Source organism: Flavobacterium sp. GL_143, from assembly GCF_057834355.1.
On record NZ_CM174401.1, the window covers coordinates 2,873,046 to 2,889,382 of the forward strand.

The 16,337-nt window shown below is 28.6% G+C and carries 14 protein-coding genes; 4 read left to right on the forward strand and 10 right to left on the reverse strand.

Features of this window, described 5'->3' with window-relative positions; translation table 11 throughout:
* Positions 1 to 210: 210 nt before the first annotated feature.
* From AC3IPI_RS12380 to AC3IPI_RS12400, 5 genes are all read right to left on the reverse strand, one after another.
* Positions 211 to 2,406, reverse strand: coding sequence for a peptidase domain-containing ABC transporter (locus tag AC3IPI_RS12380; RefSeq protein ID WP_409415956.1), 2,196 nt, complete (start codon positions 2,404 to 2,406; stop codon positions 211 to 213).
* On the reverse strand, positions 2,403 to 3,395 hold the full coding sequence (locus AC3IPI_RS12385) for a hypothetical protein (protein WP_489153003.1): 993 nt from the start codon (positions 3,393 to 3,395) through the stop codon (positions 2,403 to 2,405). The genes AC3IPI_RS12380 and AC3IPI_RS12385 overlap by 4 nt, the downstream gene beginning before the upstream one ends.
* A 1-nt stretch (position 3,396) precedes the next feature.
* Entirely contained in the window at positions 3,397 to 4,749 is a 1,353-nt protein-coding gene (locus tag AC3IPI_RS12390) for a radical SAM/SPASM domain-containing protein (RefSeq protein ID WP_086893720.1), read from the reverse strand.
* A gap of 55 nt (positions 4,750 to 4,804) precedes the next feature.
* Positions 4,805 to 4,984 carry a hypothetical protein gene (locus AC3IPI_RS12395; protein ID WP_035621134.1) on the reverse strand — a complete coding sequence of 60 codons (180 nt, stop codon included), beginning with the start codon at positions 4,982 to 4,984 and terminating at the stop codon, positions 4,805 to 4,807.
* A gap of 145 nt (positions 4,985 to 5,129) precedes the next feature.
* Positions 5,130 to 7,526 (reverse strand): TonB-dependent receptor domain-containing protein, encoded by a 2,397-nt coding sequence (locus AC3IPI_RS12400; RefSeq protein ID WP_489153006.1) that lies wholly within the window; start codon positions 7,524 to 7,526, stop codon positions 5,130 to 5,132.
* Between the two features lie 286 nt (positions 7,527 to 7,812).
* Here AC3IPI_RS12400 and AC3IPI_RS12405 point away from each other — a divergent pair, with 286 nt between their 5' ends.
* The 4 genes from AC3IPI_RS12405 (at position 7,813) to AC3IPI_RS12420 (ending at position 12,998) form a co-directional block, all read left to right on the forward strand.
* Positions 7,813 to 10,041 (forward strand): lantibiotic dehydratase family protein, encoded by a 2,229-nt coding sequence (locus tag AC3IPI_RS12405; RefSeq protein ID WP_489153008.1) that lies wholly within the window; start codon positions 7,813 to 7,815, stop codon positions 10,039 to 10,041.
* Between the two features lie 6 nt (positions 10,042 to 10,047).
* Entirely contained in the window at positions 10,048 to 10,914 is an 867-nt protein-coding gene (locus tag AC3IPI_RS12410; protein WP_489153010.1) for a thiopeptide-type bacteriocin biosynthesis protein, read from the forward strand.
* Positions 10,911 to 12,617 carry a helix-turn-helix domain-containing protein gene (locus tag AC3IPI_RS12415; RefSeq protein ID WP_489153012.1) on the forward strand — a complete coding sequence of 569 codons (1,707 nt, stop codon included), beginning with the start codon at positions 10,911 to 10,913 and terminating at the stop codon, positions 12,615 to 12,617. Before AC3IPI_RS12410 ends, AC3IPI_RS12415 begins: the two co-directional genes overlap by 4 nt.
* A gap of 228 nt (positions 12,618 to 12,845) precedes the next feature.
* A complete protein-coding gene (locus tag AC3IPI_RS12420; protein WP_165572111.1) occupies positions 12,846 to 12,998 on the forward strand; it encodes a hypothetical protein in 153 nt (50 codons plus the stop codon).
* Between the two features lie 159 nt (positions 12,999 to 13,157).
* Here AC3IPI_RS12420 and AC3IPI_RS12425 read toward each other — a convergent pair whose 3' ends face one another.
* The 5 genes from AC3IPI_RS12425 to AC3IPI_RS12445 all read right to left on the reverse strand — a co-directional run bounded on the left by AC3IPI_RS12425 (position 13,158) and on the right by AC3IPI_RS12445 (position 16,076).
* On the reverse strand, positions 13,158 to 13,358 hold the full coding sequence (locus tag AC3IPI_RS12425; protein WP_039113868.1) for a dodecin family protein: 201 nt from the start codon (positions 13,356 to 13,358) through the stop codon (positions 13,158 to 13,160).
* A 187-nt stretch (positions 13,359 to 13,545) separates the two neighbouring features.
* Positions 13,546 to 14,187, reverse strand: coding sequence for a hypothetical protein (locus tag AC3IPI_RS12430; protein ID WP_489153014.1), 642 nt, complete (start codon positions 14,185 to 14,187; stop codon positions 13,546 to 13,548).
* Positions 14,188 to 14,508: 321 nt separating this feature from the next.
* Positions 14,509 to 14,700, reverse strand: coding sequence for a cold-shock protein (locus tag AC3IPI_RS12435; protein WP_035621148.1), 192 nt, complete (start codon positions 14,698 to 14,700; stop codon positions 14,509 to 14,511).
* A gap of 308 nt (positions 14,701 to 15,008) precedes the next feature.
* On the reverse strand, positions 15,009 to 15,341 hold the full coding sequence (locus AC3IPI_RS12440) for a YegP family protein (protein ID WP_086893714.1): 333 nt from the start codon (positions 15,339 to 15,341) through the stop codon (positions 15,009 to 15,011).
* A 174-nt stretch (positions 15,342 to 15,515) separates the two neighbouring features.
* A complete protein-coding gene (locus AC3IPI_RS12445; RefSeq protein WP_039113870.1) occupies positions 15,516 to 16,076 on the reverse strand; it encodes a porin family protein in 561 nt (186 codons plus the stop codon).
* Positions 16,077 to 16,337: the final 261 nt, after the last annotated feature.

A 16,337-nucleotide genomic window follows, 5' to 3' on the forward strand; every position in this document is an offset into this window, starting at 1 on the left:
ATTTTTTTCAAATGTTTATTGGTAAACCCGAAAATCGAATCCGAAAAATACGGTATTTGCTTGTAACTCATTCAATCCAAAACTAAAAAATCCTGTAAAGATTATTTACAGGATTTTTTATTATATTTTCTAAAAGTAAACATTTAAAAGTATTTTAATCAAAAAATAAATAGGTAAAATTTCTTGTTCGTCAATTCATTACTAAAACGTTTAATTTCCTAATTCCAATTGGTTTTTAACTAATTTAAAATAGTCAGCTTTGTTGTAAACCAATTCAGAATGATTTCCTTGTTCTACAATTTCACCATTTTTAAGTACTATGATATTGTCAGCATTTTTTACTGTGCTCAAGCGATGCGCGATAATGACAACAGTTTTTCCTTTAAAAAATTCTTGTAGATTATCATGAATAATTTTTTCATTTTCAGCATCAAGTGCAGATGTCGCTTCATCAAAAAAGATATAATGCGGATTTTTATAAATTGCCCGTGCAATTAATAAACGCTGTTTCTGGCCACCTGAAAGTCCATTTCCTGATGCTCCAATTTTTGTATTATATCCAAGAGGTAATGTCTCGATGAAACTTTCAATATTTGCAATTTTAGCTGCTCTTTTTAATTTTTGTTTATCAATGTTTTCATCTCCAGTAGCTATGTTTCTTTCGATAGTATCTGAGAAAATAAAACCGTCTTGCATGACTACGCCACAATTTTCACGTAAACTTCGGGAAGAAATATCGATAATATTTTTAGCATTAAACAATAATTCACCATGTGTAGGTTCGTAGAATTTTAATAATAATTTTAATAAAGTGGTTTTTCCACTACCACTTGCACCAACAATGGCAGTAATTTTTCCTTCGGGGATACTAAAATCTATATTTTTTAGTACATATGGAGATTTGGGGCCTTCATATTGAAAACTTAAATTTTGACCTTTGATCCCTAAAGGAAAACAATTACTAATATCTCTTATTTTTAAAAAATTATTATTTTCTCCTTCTTCTGTTGGATGGTTTTGTACCTCGTTTAGTCGTTCTAAACTTAATCGTGCATCCTGAAAAGAACGGAAAAAACTAACAAGCTGGTTTATAGGACTATTCATTTGCCCTACGATATAGGATACACTCAAAAGTTGTCCTAATGTCATTTGTCCTTTAACTACAAATGATGCAGCTAAAAAAGTGACTAAAATATTTTTGAATTGATTTAGAAATTCAAAACCAGATAACTGAATTTGATCTAATTTTAATATTCGGGTATTAATTTTAAATAATTTCTTTTGAATTTCTTCCCATTCGTTGCGTTTGAAATCTTCAAACTGGTTTAATTTCATTTCAGTTACTCCATTGATGATTTCCAAAATAGATTCCTGGTTTTGGCTTCGTTGCTGGAAATGAAAATAGTCTAGTATTTTTCGTTTTTTGAGCCAATAGAATGACCAACTAATTGATACTACAGTCAAAATAAGATAAACCACTAAGATGGTAACATCATAATACCAAAGTACTCCAAAAAACACGGAAAAGGTAATCATCGAAAAAAAAGTAACTAGACTTTGAGAAGTCAAAAAGTTTTCTATACGTTCATTATCCTGTATTCGTTGATTAAAATCTCCAGTCATTTTAGTGTCAAAGAACTTAATAGGTAACTGTAATAATTTTTTTAAAAAATCAGATATAATGCGAATACTTATTTTTGTTCCTATAAAAAGCATCAACCAATTACGAATTATTTCTATAGTTATAGATCCAAAAAATAAGCCGAGTTGCGCTAAAAGAATAAGACTTATTATGTTTAAGTTTTTCTTACTTACTCCATTATCAATTAGACTTTGTGTTAAAAACGGAAAAACTAAAGTTAGGGCGCTGCCTATTAGTAACATAACAAAAAGAAAAGCTAATTGTTTTTTGTATGGTTTTAAGTAGTTATAAATGTATTTAATATTTAACTTTTCTTCTTTTGGAGGAGTTAATTTATAGAAAGATTCAGTAGGTTCTAGGAATACTCCAATTCCACAATCGCCATCAGATAACCATGATTTTTTAAACTTTTCTTCGTTTAGTGCAACAAAACCATGACCTGGATCAGCAATTTTGTAAGACTTTTTTTTTGTAAATAGATTCGTTTTTATTTTATTAAGAACCACAAAGTGATTTTTATTCCAATGAAGAATGCAAGGCATAGGCATTCCATTAAGCTTTTCAATGGTTAGTTTAGCCGTAAGAGTTTCAAAACCTATTTTGGTTGCAGCTTCTTTGACCCCCAATAAAGAAATTCCTTCACGTGTGATAAAAGAATGTTCTCTTAGGTATCGTAAAGAATATTTTTTTTTATAAGCACTTGCGACCATACATAAACAAGCGGGGCCACAATCCATTTGATCTTGTTGGGGTATAAAAATCATTTAATGTTTATTTTGGATGCTTTTTGAATTTTTTCTAGAATATTTTTATCATGAATTTGGTTTGTAAAAATAGCTGTCAATACTTTTACATTCTGTATTGAATCTTCAGATTGTAAGTACAAGAAACTTTTATTTTGAAGCGCATTTAAAACATATATTTTAAAAAAAGCATATTTATAGTCTTTCTTTAAAACATCTTTTAGTAGCAAAGCAATGTCTTGAGAATTATCGTTAATTAGGCATACTAAAGCGAGCCAATCGTTTAGATATTTATTTTCTGTATTATGTTTTTTTTCATTTAATGATTTACAGAAAAATTCAAAATCAAATGATTGCGTATCTGTAGTCATTTGTGTCACCAAAAATTCAGTAAAAATCTGCATTAACATTTCTTCTTTATATTGAAGTTTTGTCTGATTTAATATCGAATTTTTTAAGTTATATTTATTCTTTATTGGTTCTACTTCCAGAAGAATATGTTCTATTATAGCAATGTTTAAATCGATATAATCGCTGCTTTTGTTCGCTCTTAAAAATAACCTAATGACATTATGAATTTGCTGAATTTTGGCAGCATAAATATCTGTGTATTCTTTTTCAATAATTTCGATGTTCTGAATTGCCAAAAGCAATAACTCTAAAGCTTTTTCATAGTTCTTGTCTTTATATACTCTAAATGCCAGATTGGGGTATATATATACATTTAAATATAGTTTTGCTCTTTCATTTAAATCAGAATTATTTAATGCTTCTAAACCTTTTGTATAGAAATAATCTGCTTTTGTTAACCTGTTTTGCTTACACTCATTTAATGCTTTAGAATAATAACTCCATATTAATTGAATGTCCATTCTTTCAGTTAACTCAAACTGATTAAAAACAAAAGAGGTAAATAAATCATCAAAACTTATGGCTTCTGATTGATTATCATTTACAAAATCAGAATTTACAATGTCTGATAATGATAAGGAGATGTCATCTTTTCTCATTTTATGCTATTTGAGTAATATTATCTTCTTGAATTAAATAGTTTGCCAGCATTAGTCTGTCTTCAATGTTTAATTTCATACTTGGGCATGGAGGAATTCCATCTTTCCATGATTTTGGGCATCGTCCTCCACATAAAGGCAAAATTTTGCATGATGTACACCAATAGCCATTGCTTTTATCCTGAATTTCATCATACCATTTTGTATAAGGTCTTTCGGCGTATTCTTTAACCTCGGTAAAACTGGTTTTTAAATCTCCGATTAAGTATTCATCTCCGTACATAGGTACCAACGGAATTTCGGTACAATTGAAGATTTTTCCGTTAGGATCTATTAATTCATAATTAGGTGTAACTGCCGAACATACTACATCTTTTGTTTGTGGAATGGAGTTAATTTCAAATCCTACTTCATGAAGTTTTAACAAATAATCGATTTCATTAATCGCATATTCTTCTTTAGTATTTGTTAAATGCGCATCATTACCCCAGCTATATACAGGAGCTGTATAGAAAATAACTTTGTCTTGTAGATTATTTTCTGCTAATAATTCTATTAAAGGAATTACACCTTCTTTATTAGTGTCGTCTACGTTGCATCTTATTTTTATATAACATCCATTAATAGGGTAGTCCTTTAAACTTGTAATGGATAAAATGTTATTGAATATGAGGTCAAACGTAGGTTCTTTTGCTTTTGTATCTCTTCTGGTATCATGAAACTCTTTTACACCATCTAATGTGATTTCTATAGATGTACAATTAAATTCATGAGCTAATTCTTCATAGATATTACTTTTAAGAGAGAGTCCATTAGTAACAATATGAGATCTATAAATAGCATCATTGCTCTTTGAAATCTTTTTGGCAAAAGTATTAACCAGTCTCATTTTATTTAACGCCATTAGTGGCTCTCCTCCGAACCAACTTATGCGGAATTCAGAAAAGGGTTTACTGCTAAATAAATGTGTTAATCTCTTTTCTATCAACTCGACAGTATCGTCTTCCAATTTTTTCTTAGAATGGACTTGTCCACAATAAGAACAGCCTAACTGGCAATTTCCAGAACTCATTACGGTAACATGTAGATAACCATCTTCTGCTGTAGCATCTAATTTAGCTTTCTCACAAAATTCGCTTAACTCATTTAAATCTTTTGGGACTATAATCTCAGCGATAATTAAATTATTAATTATATCTAAAGGAATCTGATCAAAGTCCTCTTCTTTTAAAAGGGCAATAATTTTTTGGTCAAGATTATAAGCTTTTGCAGTTTTTGTTCCGAAAACAACACAAACATCTGTATTAGGAATTGGATCCGTAATGATAGTATAATAGGATAATTTATATTTCATGATAAGTTGAATTTAATTTTAGGGGATAAGCAGTGCCTATCCCCTAATTAAGAAATTATTTACGGACTAGTATTTCTACTTTTGGATTGCATCCTGATCCGTTGCATCCTGACCCATTGTTTGCTGGAACTGCACCACCAATAATTTTTCTTAAAGAATCGTTTAATTCGATGATTTCAAAAGATTTAGTTGTAGTTAAACCTGAAAGCTTATTTTTTAAATTTGAATTTTTCATTTTATTAATGTTTTTCAATTGTTAAATAATTCAAGAGAACGATTCTCTTAAATGGTTAATTAATTTGCTTGCAAGCGGAGATATTTAAGCTTCCTTTCTCTTTTCATTGGCCATTGAAAAAATACTAGGAGAATTAAATCAATTATTATTTTCCTGCTCTGCTTTTTTCATCCTGATTTCCTAAATCACGACTTTTAACAGAGATATCACTATTCCCAAAACTGTATTTTAACGATATTCTAAGATATCTTTCATCATAATAGTTCTTAGAAATTTGTTTGATTCCATTTGTCACATATGTATATTGAGGTCTATTGCTGCTAAATACATCATAGACATTGGCTGAAATTTGCAATTTTTTATTAAGCGACAATATTTTAATCCCAAAATCAAAAGAAGAATAATCACTAATGGTGTATATTCCGGAGAGAGTAGGGTAGAAATAGAAGTAGCTTATCTCTGCAAAAAAAGTTTTATTTTTATTTAAAGTGAATGTATTGGTGTTTGTAAAGTTGGCACCCCAGCCAGAAAATTTAGGCTGAACGTAAATAGACTTAGTATTGGTTTCGCTGTAGTACACCGTTAAATCGGCGAAATAGTTCCACCAGCTAGTAAAATTATATGTTAGTGATATATCAAGTCCTAAATCGGTCTGATCGTAATAATTAAGTCTTAAGAATTTTTGAATTTTCTGCCCATCTATTACTTCAAAAGTTGATAGTTGCCCGAAACCATTTTCTATTTTGGATATGTAAATAGTACTATTTAAGATGTTATTATAGGAATGTGATATCTGAAAATTATTTGTAAAAGATGGCTGAAGAAACGGATTTCCTTCTGAAAATAGGTTTGAATTGTCATACCATCTAAAAGGATTCATTTCCCAATAAGATGGTCTTCCAACTCTTCTGCTATAGCTTAAATTAAAAACATTCTTTTCATTAAGTTGATAGGAGAGGTAAGCACTCGGGAAAAATTTGATATAGTTGTTTTTATTAGTCTGGTTTAGTATTTCAGAAGTACCAATAGTTTGAGTAGCTTCCATTCGTAGTCCAAATTTAGATTCCCATTTTTTGCCTAGTTTCTTACTTGCTAAAGCGTATAAAGCCTGAGTATTCTCTTTATAGTTAAATACATTGTTTTGTGATGGATCTAAAATTGCATCTCCAGATGTTAAATCATAAAATGAGGCATCACTCTTGTTATTTGTAAAACTAACTTTACCACCAAAAGATAAATCAGCAAATCCATAAGGCATATCAAAATCAATTTTAGCCGAATAATTACTAATATCTTGATTGCTTAGGTTATTACCAATAAGAGAAGAGCTTTGCGCAGGATTATTATTGTACGAATTAAAGTTTTTATCTTTATCTTCTTTAAAATTAAAGTAATCCAGATCTATCGAGAATTTTTTTCCTAAAGTGTCAATAAGAGTTGTTGAGTAAATATTTATTGAGCTATTATTGTTTTTCTTAGTATCATCTCCTATAGTATTAATATCATAGAGATAGTTATTAGAAACAGCTTCATTTATAGTTGTTATATTAGAGTTCTGCTTTTTTAGTTTTCCAAGACCACCTAAATATTGTATTCCTATATCTGTTTTCTTTGTGAGTTTATAATTTAAATTCAACGAAGAATTAAAGAAAGTATAGGAGGGTTTATTTTTATTTATAGAATTCCAGGTCTCTGTTGGGTAAAAAAAGGTTAAATCCTCTTTATCAAGTGCACTTCCTTTTCTATAGTTAATATCAAATAACAAATTCAGTTTGTTTTTTTTGTATGAAAAATTTCCGCCAAGGCTACCCGTCGGATAAGTTTGTTGTAGATATGTACTCCGTAATGTTGTGTTCCAACTGTCTTTTAATACCTTTTTTAACTTAATATTTAAAATCCCACTATTTCCTTGAGCATCATATTTTGCTGGTGGAGTAGAAATAACCTCAATGCTTTTTATATTATCTGAAGGAATCGATTTTAAAAAATTAATCAAATCCTCTCCAGAAAGTTGTATTAACCTATCATCAATCATTACAGCCATACCACTTTTGCCAATCATTGCAATAGAGTTGTTTTGTACTCTTATTCCAGGAGTAACTTTTAAGGCATCAATAGCATCGCCTCCTATCGCCGAGATAGAATTTTCGACATTGAAAACTAATCTGTCTACTTTTCGAACCATAATCTTTTTTGGGGTCTTTACGACTACTTCACTAAGTTTCTCTTCTTTCTCAATTACCTGAATAGATTTAAAATCGATATTGTCTATAATGTTTACCTTCTTTTTCCATAAAACGGTACCCATTTGTTTTATTTGTAATAAATAATTACCAACTTCTGTAAGTAGTATAAAATCACCATTACTATTGGTCATTTCGCTTTTTATTGCGGTTGAATCTTTATCTATCAATAAAACTTCAGCAAACTCAATGGGATTATTTTTAATATCTACCACTTTCCCCTTTATTTTTACTTGTGCTAACAAAGAAGGACTATAAAACAGGATTGCGGCAATTAGTATTCTTGTAATTCTAAACATAAAGTTAGATCCTGTTTTTTGTGATTTTCTGTAATCAAAACTAGATTAACAACTTATTAGATGCAAACTATGGTAGTCGACATTTATAAATATCGTGTCTGGATTTATAAATTTTTGGAATAAAAAAATGTAATTGCTTGATTTTAAAGGGTGTTTTAAAAGTGTTTTATTGCGTATATTAATCAGGTTTTAATATAAAATGAGAGGATAGTCTAAAATAAATGCTTAATTTCGGTATTTTAATTATTAATATTCTTACTTTATTGTTTATATATCAAAATTGCAGATGAATTTTTCCTTTTTTTCTTCTTTCATAATACGTACGCCAGCTTATTCAATTGATTTTTATAAAAATCTTACAAAAGAACTTTCAATTGAACCTGATGTTATAAAAGAATTAGTAAAAGATTCTCAGATAAATGAAGCATTATATTTAGCATCGCCCGAATTATATTCGGAAATCCAAAAATGGTGCAATCAAGAAGATTATGCTATTTATAAAAGTGAAAAAATTAAACTTTCTGTACTAAAATATCTTATTCGAATGTCTACTCGATGTACTCCATTTGGGCTTTTTGCTGCATGTGGTTGTGGGAATATTGGCGACGTAACAAAAATAAGTGTCGATAGTAATTCTGTAGATAAGGAAAATTATTTTTATCGAAAGACACGTTTAGATATGCAATTTGTTGCTAATTTATATAGCAAATTAGCCGGAGACTTGACTATTCAGGATCAATTGCTTTTTTATCCAAATAGCACGCTTTATCAATTAGGGGATTTTTACAGATATGTAGAATATACATTAGAAAATAATAGCCGGAAGTATTCTCTTGAAGCATTAAAGCGAACAGATTATCTGGATTTAATAGTACAAAAAGCCAGTAACGGAATATCTAAACAGGAGTTGGCTGGCTACTTAATGATTGAAGATATCACCAAAAATGAAGCTTTAGAATTTATTAAAGAATTAATTTCTAATCAGATTTTGGTTTCAGAATTAGAGCCAAAACTTACAGGAAACACTTCTGTTAATGATTTAATAAGCGGAGCCAAAAAAGAAAGTGAAGCTGTAATTAAATTTGAAACTTTGATTAATGAAGTAGAGAAGCAGTTACAGGATATTGACACAAAATTAGGAAACGATATATCTTATTATAGAGACATAGAAGAAAGTCTATCCAAAACAAAAATCTCTTTTGATAAAAAATATTTATTTCAAGCCGATTTATTTCTCGAGTCTAAAGGATTTGAACTAGAAAAAAAATATACATCTGAATTATATAATGTTATAAAATTTTTGAATAAAATTTCAGAAAGACCTAAAAATACACCCTTAGAAAATTTTAAAAAAGCTTTTATCGAAAGGTATGAATATGAAATGATTCCGTTGGTTAAGGCATTAGACATAGAAACAGGAATAGGATATTTACAAAATAATAATTCTGATTCGACTCCACTATTAGATTGTATAGAAATAAAACAAAAAACAAATAGCGAGAATCATCAAATAAGTTTGAATAAAGTAGATAAAATCATCTACAATAAATTGCAAAATGCCTTACAGAATGGTAAAACTAGTATTGCTTTAGAGTATTCTGATTTTAAAAATGAAGATTTCTCAACTGAAAACATGCCAAATACATTCTCATGTGTTTTTGAAATCGTTGAAGAGGCAGGTAAAGAGTGGATTGTAATCCAGAGTATAGGCGGTTCTAGTGCAGCAAATTTATTAGCCCGATTTTGTTATGGAAATGAAGGCGTAAATAGTCTGGCAAATGAAATTACACAATTTGAATCTGAAAGTTTTGCTAATAAAATCATCGCAGAAATAATTCATTTACCAGAATCAAGAACTGGAAATATATTAAGAAGACCAAGTTTTAGAACCTACGAAATACCGTATTTAGGTCAATCAAACGTACAATCCTCAAATCAAATAAATATTGAGGATTTAATGGTATTTGTAAAAAAAGGCAGATTGATTTTGTGGAGTAAAAAATATAACAAAGAAGTGATTACAAGACTAACAAATGCCCATAATTATTCTTATAAAGCATTACCCATTTATCAATTTTTATGCGATATGCAATTTGAAAATTGTAAATCAGTAATAGGATTTAATAATAAATTTGAGAAGCTTTTTGATTACTTGCCAAGAGTAACGGTCGGGAATTGTATTATCTCTAAAGCTAAATGGATCTTTAATAAAAACAGATGTCCGGATTTTTTTAAAATAGTGAATGATAAAACAAATTTCACTCCAGATTTAGTTCGTTCAGTTATTCTTTCTATGCATATAAAAGGGTTTCAATATCTGTCATTAATCGATGGAGACAATACATTAGTAATCAATCTTGAAAATGATACTTGTATTGAAATGTTAATTGAAACAGTTAAAAATAAAACACAATTTATTTTAGAAGAATTTTTATTCCCTTCTGGCAAAGTAGTTAAGGGGGAAATGGGCAGCTATGCAAATCAATTTATTGTTGGTGTAAAAAATAAAACTTAAGTAACGATGCATACGCAAAAAGTAAAGAGAAGTTTTATTCTGGGAGAAGAATGGCTATACTATAAAATTTATTGTGGACATTATTCGGCAGACCTTGTTTTAGCTGAAAGTATCTTGCCAATTGTTAATGAATTGGTTCAAAAAGGACTTATCGTTCAGTGGTTTTTTATACGATATAATGATCCTAATAATCATTTAAGATTGCGTTTTCAAATAGAGAACCTAGATAATATTCAAGTAATAATAAAGTTAATGCAGACGCATTTTAGTGAATTAATCAAAAAAGATTTAGTGAGCGATATTGTAACGGCAACTTATAAAAGAGAGATTGAGCGTTACGGTGAATCAACTATAGAACTTGTTGAAAAATTATTTTATTATCACAGCGAAAAAACAGTAAATTTAATCACTAATACCACACCTCAGGAAGATGAAATCGCTAGGATATTTGCTTCATTACAAATGATTAATGATTTATTAGAATGTTTTAATATTCCTTTAAATAATCGAATTAGTTTTGTGAAGACTATGCAAGAAGATTATAAGAGCGAACAACACATTGAGAAAGAAAATAATAAGAAGTTAGATTTTTTGTATCGAACCTACAGAAATGAAATCATATTATATTTACAAGAAAAACAAGAGCCCGTTTACTTAGAAGGATTAATTGACTTAGTGAAAATAACCCAAAAAGAAATCGAGGTAATAAAAGAAATAATAAGTATGAAATCGTCAACTAGTTTAGAAGATTTTATTTCATCACTTATCCATATGAATATCAATCGCATTTTTAGATCAAAACAAAGACATTATGAAATGATGTGTTATGATTTTATGAACAGATATTATAAAAATATAGCAGCCAGAATATGAAGAATTCTATATTAATTATTTTACTATTATTTACAACTGCGCTTTTCTCTCAAAAGGAAGAAACTTTTGTTATTCCAGATTCACTCAAGAATATATCTTTTAAAGAATTGGATGAACGTTTTGAGAATTATTTTATAGATAAAAATACGAAAGCCCTTTACGCTAATGTGTATTATAAAAAATCTAAACTACAAAGAGATAAAATAATCCGGGCTAATGGATTGTATATGGCAGCTATGACTACTGCCAATGATACAGCTGCATTACAATACGCAGATACTATCATTGCATTAACTAAGAACAGTAATGATTTTAATTATCCTGCTAAAGGATATATATTGAAGAGTAATTTTTTGATGAAAAAAATGGATTTAAAGTCTTCATTGGCTAATATCCTGGAAGCAGAAAAATATTCTTTACAGAAAGGAAATATTGAACAAAATTTATTGGTTAATCAGCAAATCGCATTAATTAAAATTGAACTTGGAAAATCAGAAGAAGCCTTACCACTTATAATAAGAAATTATAATCATTTTAAATCTAAGAACATACATTCTATCGATTATGTATATACTACCTGGGTTTTAGCAGATATTTATATTCGTTTAAAAAAAATAGATACCGCACTATATTACATTAAAGATTTGCAGAAACAAATAAAGTCGGATAATCGATTTTATAAATATTTGATAATGTATGAAGGAATTTGTTATAGTTACAAAAAGCAATTTCGGGAGAGTACTGTTTTATTAGACAAAGCCATTATAATGCTAACTCCAACCAGTGATAAATTGAATTTAGCAATTAGTTATTATTACAGAGGTAAAAACAATTTGGAAAACGAAAAAGACATAGATAAAGCTATAAATGATTTCGAAACAGCAGATTCCATATTAGTTAAGAGTGGTTTAAACACAGCAGATTTACGCAATAATTGTATCCAATTAATTGAAATATACAAGAAATTACAAAATAATGAAAAGCAGTTATATTATTTGAATCGTTTGCTCGAGATAGATTCTTATATAAGCAAAAATGATATTATTTTAGGAGAGCAGATAAACAAAAATTATGATACACCTCATTTATTATTACAAAAGGAAAAAGTAATTTTAAAAATAAATCAGGAAAAAAGAATTTACATTGGTATCGGTTTCATCGTTCTTATAGGACTTGGATTTTCTCTTTTTTATTTATTAAAAACAAAAAAAGAAAAACAACTTTATGAAAAAAGAGTAAATGAATTACTCGATATACATAATACAGAAAATAAAAGTAACGAAATAGAAAAGCCTGTTTCAGATATCGTTATTGAGCCAAATGAGAATGCCCAAAAAACAATTGTTTTGCCAAAAGAGAAAGCAAATGAAATTTTGGAAAAAATCGCAGAATTTGAAAAAAATAAAGGTTATTTAGAACCAAATATAAATCTGGCAGATTTTGCAAAAAGACTAGAGACGAATAGTACTTACTTATCCAAAGCTATTAATCAATACAAAAATAAAAACTTCAGTCAATATATTAATGATTTAAGAATAGAAGATACTATTACAAGATTAAGAGAGGATAAAAAGTTTAGAAATTATTCGATAAAAGCTATCGCAGAGGAGGTAGGTTTTAGTAATTCAGAATCTTTTTCAAAAGCCTTTTTTAAGAAAACAGGATATCAGCCATCTTATTTTATAAAAAATGGAGAGCAATAATTGGTAAAATTGGTTTTATATATTTAAAAGTGTTGACAAACTATTTTAATCTTATAGATTTCTCAAACCACTATAAATAATGCGCTTTTGGGTAAATATCTTATATATTGTAGTATGTAGATTGTTGAAATTTATGGGCGAAATTTATAAATTCAGACTACAAGAGTTTTTAACTGATTACAGGAGATAGTATATTCACTTAAAATAAAAAAACTTATACTAAAAACTATGAAAAAGCAACAAGTTAAAACGGTTAAGAAATTATCTTTAGATAAATTTAAAGTAGCAGAATTTAAGAATATGAAAGCAATTATTGGAGGTGATACCGACGAGGAAAAAATAAAAATTACGCCTCCAACAAATTCAGGCCAACACGGATAATATCGTTAAATAATAATATGCCTAAATATTAAAAATGAAATTATTATAGAAGCCTGATTGTTAATTCCAATAAAAAATCCTGTAAACATTGTTTACAGGATTTTTTTGTTTTTAGTTGGCACTTTAATTCAATTGTTTTGTGTTAATAATTCATTTGCACTATTCGAGTTCGAATGTTATTTTTAGATTTACTCTAAACTCAGTGACTTTTCCATCTGAGACTGTTACGCTCTGTTCTTGAACATATGCAGAACGAATGTTTTTTAAAGATTTGGATGCTTTGCTAACTGCTTTCTGAGTTGCATCTTCCCAACTAGTGTCTGAACTAGAAAGAACTTCGATTACTTTTAATACTTTCATAATTTCTATTTTTTTAAGGAGAATAAATTTACCTCTTTTCTTTTGAAATTTAGTTCTAAAAATATTTTATTTGTATTTAAAGTAAAGATTTTCAATTGTTTGTGTTCGTTGTTTTTGTTGAGTGTAAGAATGATAAAATTAATTCCACAAAAAAATCCTGTAAACTATGTTTACAGGATTTTTTTGTTTAGTTCTTTTTTTCAAGAACTTCTAATCTTTTATTTTGCTCTTCAATAATTTTAGTGAGTTTATCAGTGTTTTTTTGTTGTTCTATTGCGTATAAAGTTAATTCTTCAATTTTTTTTAATAAATTTAAGTTCATTTCTGCTAATAGAATGCCATCTTTTTCTAATTCTTTTGCGGAAGGGATTTCGGGTAAATGACTGTTTTGTTTTATAAATGATTCTACTTCCTGCAGTGATTTTAATTTATATCCTTTTGCGAAAACGTAATCAGGAACAGTCATAGGGGCGGAGATATCTATTCTGACTTCTTGTGCATGTATTTTACCATTTACTGTAAGTTTCTCGTCTGGGTTTGTAGTACCAATTCCGAAATTCCCTGAATTGATAAATGAATTACCACCATCTTTGAAGTATACATCATTTCCTATTCTTGTACCACCAGTAAAATCACTTTGGAAATTTATAGCCAAAACATTGTAATCTGCATGAACAAATGCTCTTCCTCCAGATCCTCTTTCAGGATATTTAAAGTGAACATCAGCAAGACCATTGTAATAAAAAAGATTATCACCATTTGGGGAATTAATTTGTGAGAAAGTATTGGTAGTGAGAAGAACGAGTATTAGAAGGTAGAATTTTTTCATTTTGTATTTATTTTTTTAAGTTTTTTAAGTTTTTTAAGTTTCAAAATTAGTGAATCAATACTTTTGTATGACTCAAAGTTGTAATATTTAATTAGCTTTAAATTAAATAGATTTAAGAATCTGAAATAAAAAAGGAATCAGTTTTAATAATATGATTATCATCGACACCACAAAAAAAATCCTGTAAACAATGTTTACAGGATTTTTTTGTTTCTTAAACTGTTGTGAGTAATGTGTCGGGTTTTATTATTGAGAGTATATCGAATATTATTCTTTTATCTTCATATTTAAACCAATAGGCAATCGTAATTGATGCGAGTATTAAGCTACTGTAACCTCAACTGCGTTTTTACCTTTTTTTCCGTCAACTACTTCGAATTGAACAGAGTCACTTTCTCTAATTTGTTCTTTTAAGCCTGATGCATGTACAAAAATGTCTTGTCCTGTACCTTCTTCTGTAATGAATCCAAATCCTTTTGCTTCATTGTAAAATTTTACTACTCCTGTTTTCATAATTTATATTAATTTTATTAGTAAATGTACTCTAAAAAATTATTTAACTAACTGATAGTTAGTTTTTATTTTAAAAAAGAATTTTATATATTTTAACGTTTAGTTAAGGATTAAGACTGATATTGAGTTTTTTGGACTATTTTTTTAACAGAAGCGAAAGCTCTAGCCTAGATCATAGTCGCATCCTTTTTCTTGCCAAAACAGAAAGATATAGCGTAGAGGTAGTCCCAACACTTCGGGAGGTTCTAAAAATAAAACCACCCTATAAGAGTGGTTTTAATATTTTAAAAGATATGTTTAAACTATTTTTAACTAGTTTGATCATCTGTAGTTGCAGATGGTGCATTGGTTTTTACCGATTCGATTCCGTTGTCTCTTGCTGCTACGCTTTCGTACATTTCGCTTGTACCGATGATTTGACCATTGGTTGCTTTTAGATTGAAATAAGGTTTACCATTTTTAGCTGTTTCTCTGGCAAATTTTGAATCGTCTTGTGAATTGGTTTTTACTGATTCGATGCCATTTAAACAACCTGCTTTTGCCGAATATCCTTCGCTTGCAAGAATTGTTTGTCCGTTACCAGCTTTTAAATTAAATTGGAACTCTCCGTTAGTTCTTTTCGTGATTACAAATTTTCCCATTATAGTATGGTTTAAGGTTAAAAATAGTTGTTTTATTTTATAAAAATACAAAAGAAAATTATTCCAGAGATTATGGGAAACAGTAAAATATTTAATTTTTTTGTGAAAGGGTAAAAAAAAACGAGAACCTAATTTTAAAGTTAAGTTCTCGTTTATATAATAAGGTTATTTTCTTTAGAATTTGAATCCCAAGCTGATATTCGAAACAGCTGTTTTTGCTTTTAAACCAGATGCATCAATATCTGTAACTCCTGCTAAATATCTGTAATCTAGAGTAAATTTCCATAAATCGACACCAACTCCGCCAAGGAAACTATTGTTGTTCTTAACAATGTCGATATAGTTTAGGTCATTACTCATATCTATATTAGAATAATTTTTCCAGTTGTAACCACCAAAAATCCTTACGTTTCCTAGTTTTCCTAGAGGAACAATTTTAAAACCTACAATAAGAGTAGCTTCAGTTCCTGATAGTTTATAATCGGTATCGGCAATTCCTGTTTCAGAAACAGTAAATTTAGATTGTGCATATCCAAATTCAGCTTGTCCATAAAGCATTAATACATTTACTCTGGCAAATCCTCCAAAACCTACCGAAGTTCCTGAACTATCGGAGCTATAATCATCTGTTAGGATAGAAGTTATGTTAGAAGAAACTATAGGGCCAAATTGTATTAATTGGGCAAAACTGTTTGCACTGATACATAATAGCGTGATTAAAAAGAACTTTTTCATACGTGTGAATTGTTAGTGTAATTATTATTTAGACATTAAAATTAAATATTATAAACTGAAATCGAAAGATATATCTTATTTATTTTTTATGGTTTTTTTAAGAAAGTGTTTTGTATTTGTTTGAAATATAGTAGGATGTGTTTTTTATTAATATGATTTATAAAGTAAAAGTGCATATATGTTAGAATTTTAATATAGGTGAATTCTGTAAAATTTATAAAAGCTTTGTGAGTCAAACCAGATTCACTTGTAATAATAAAT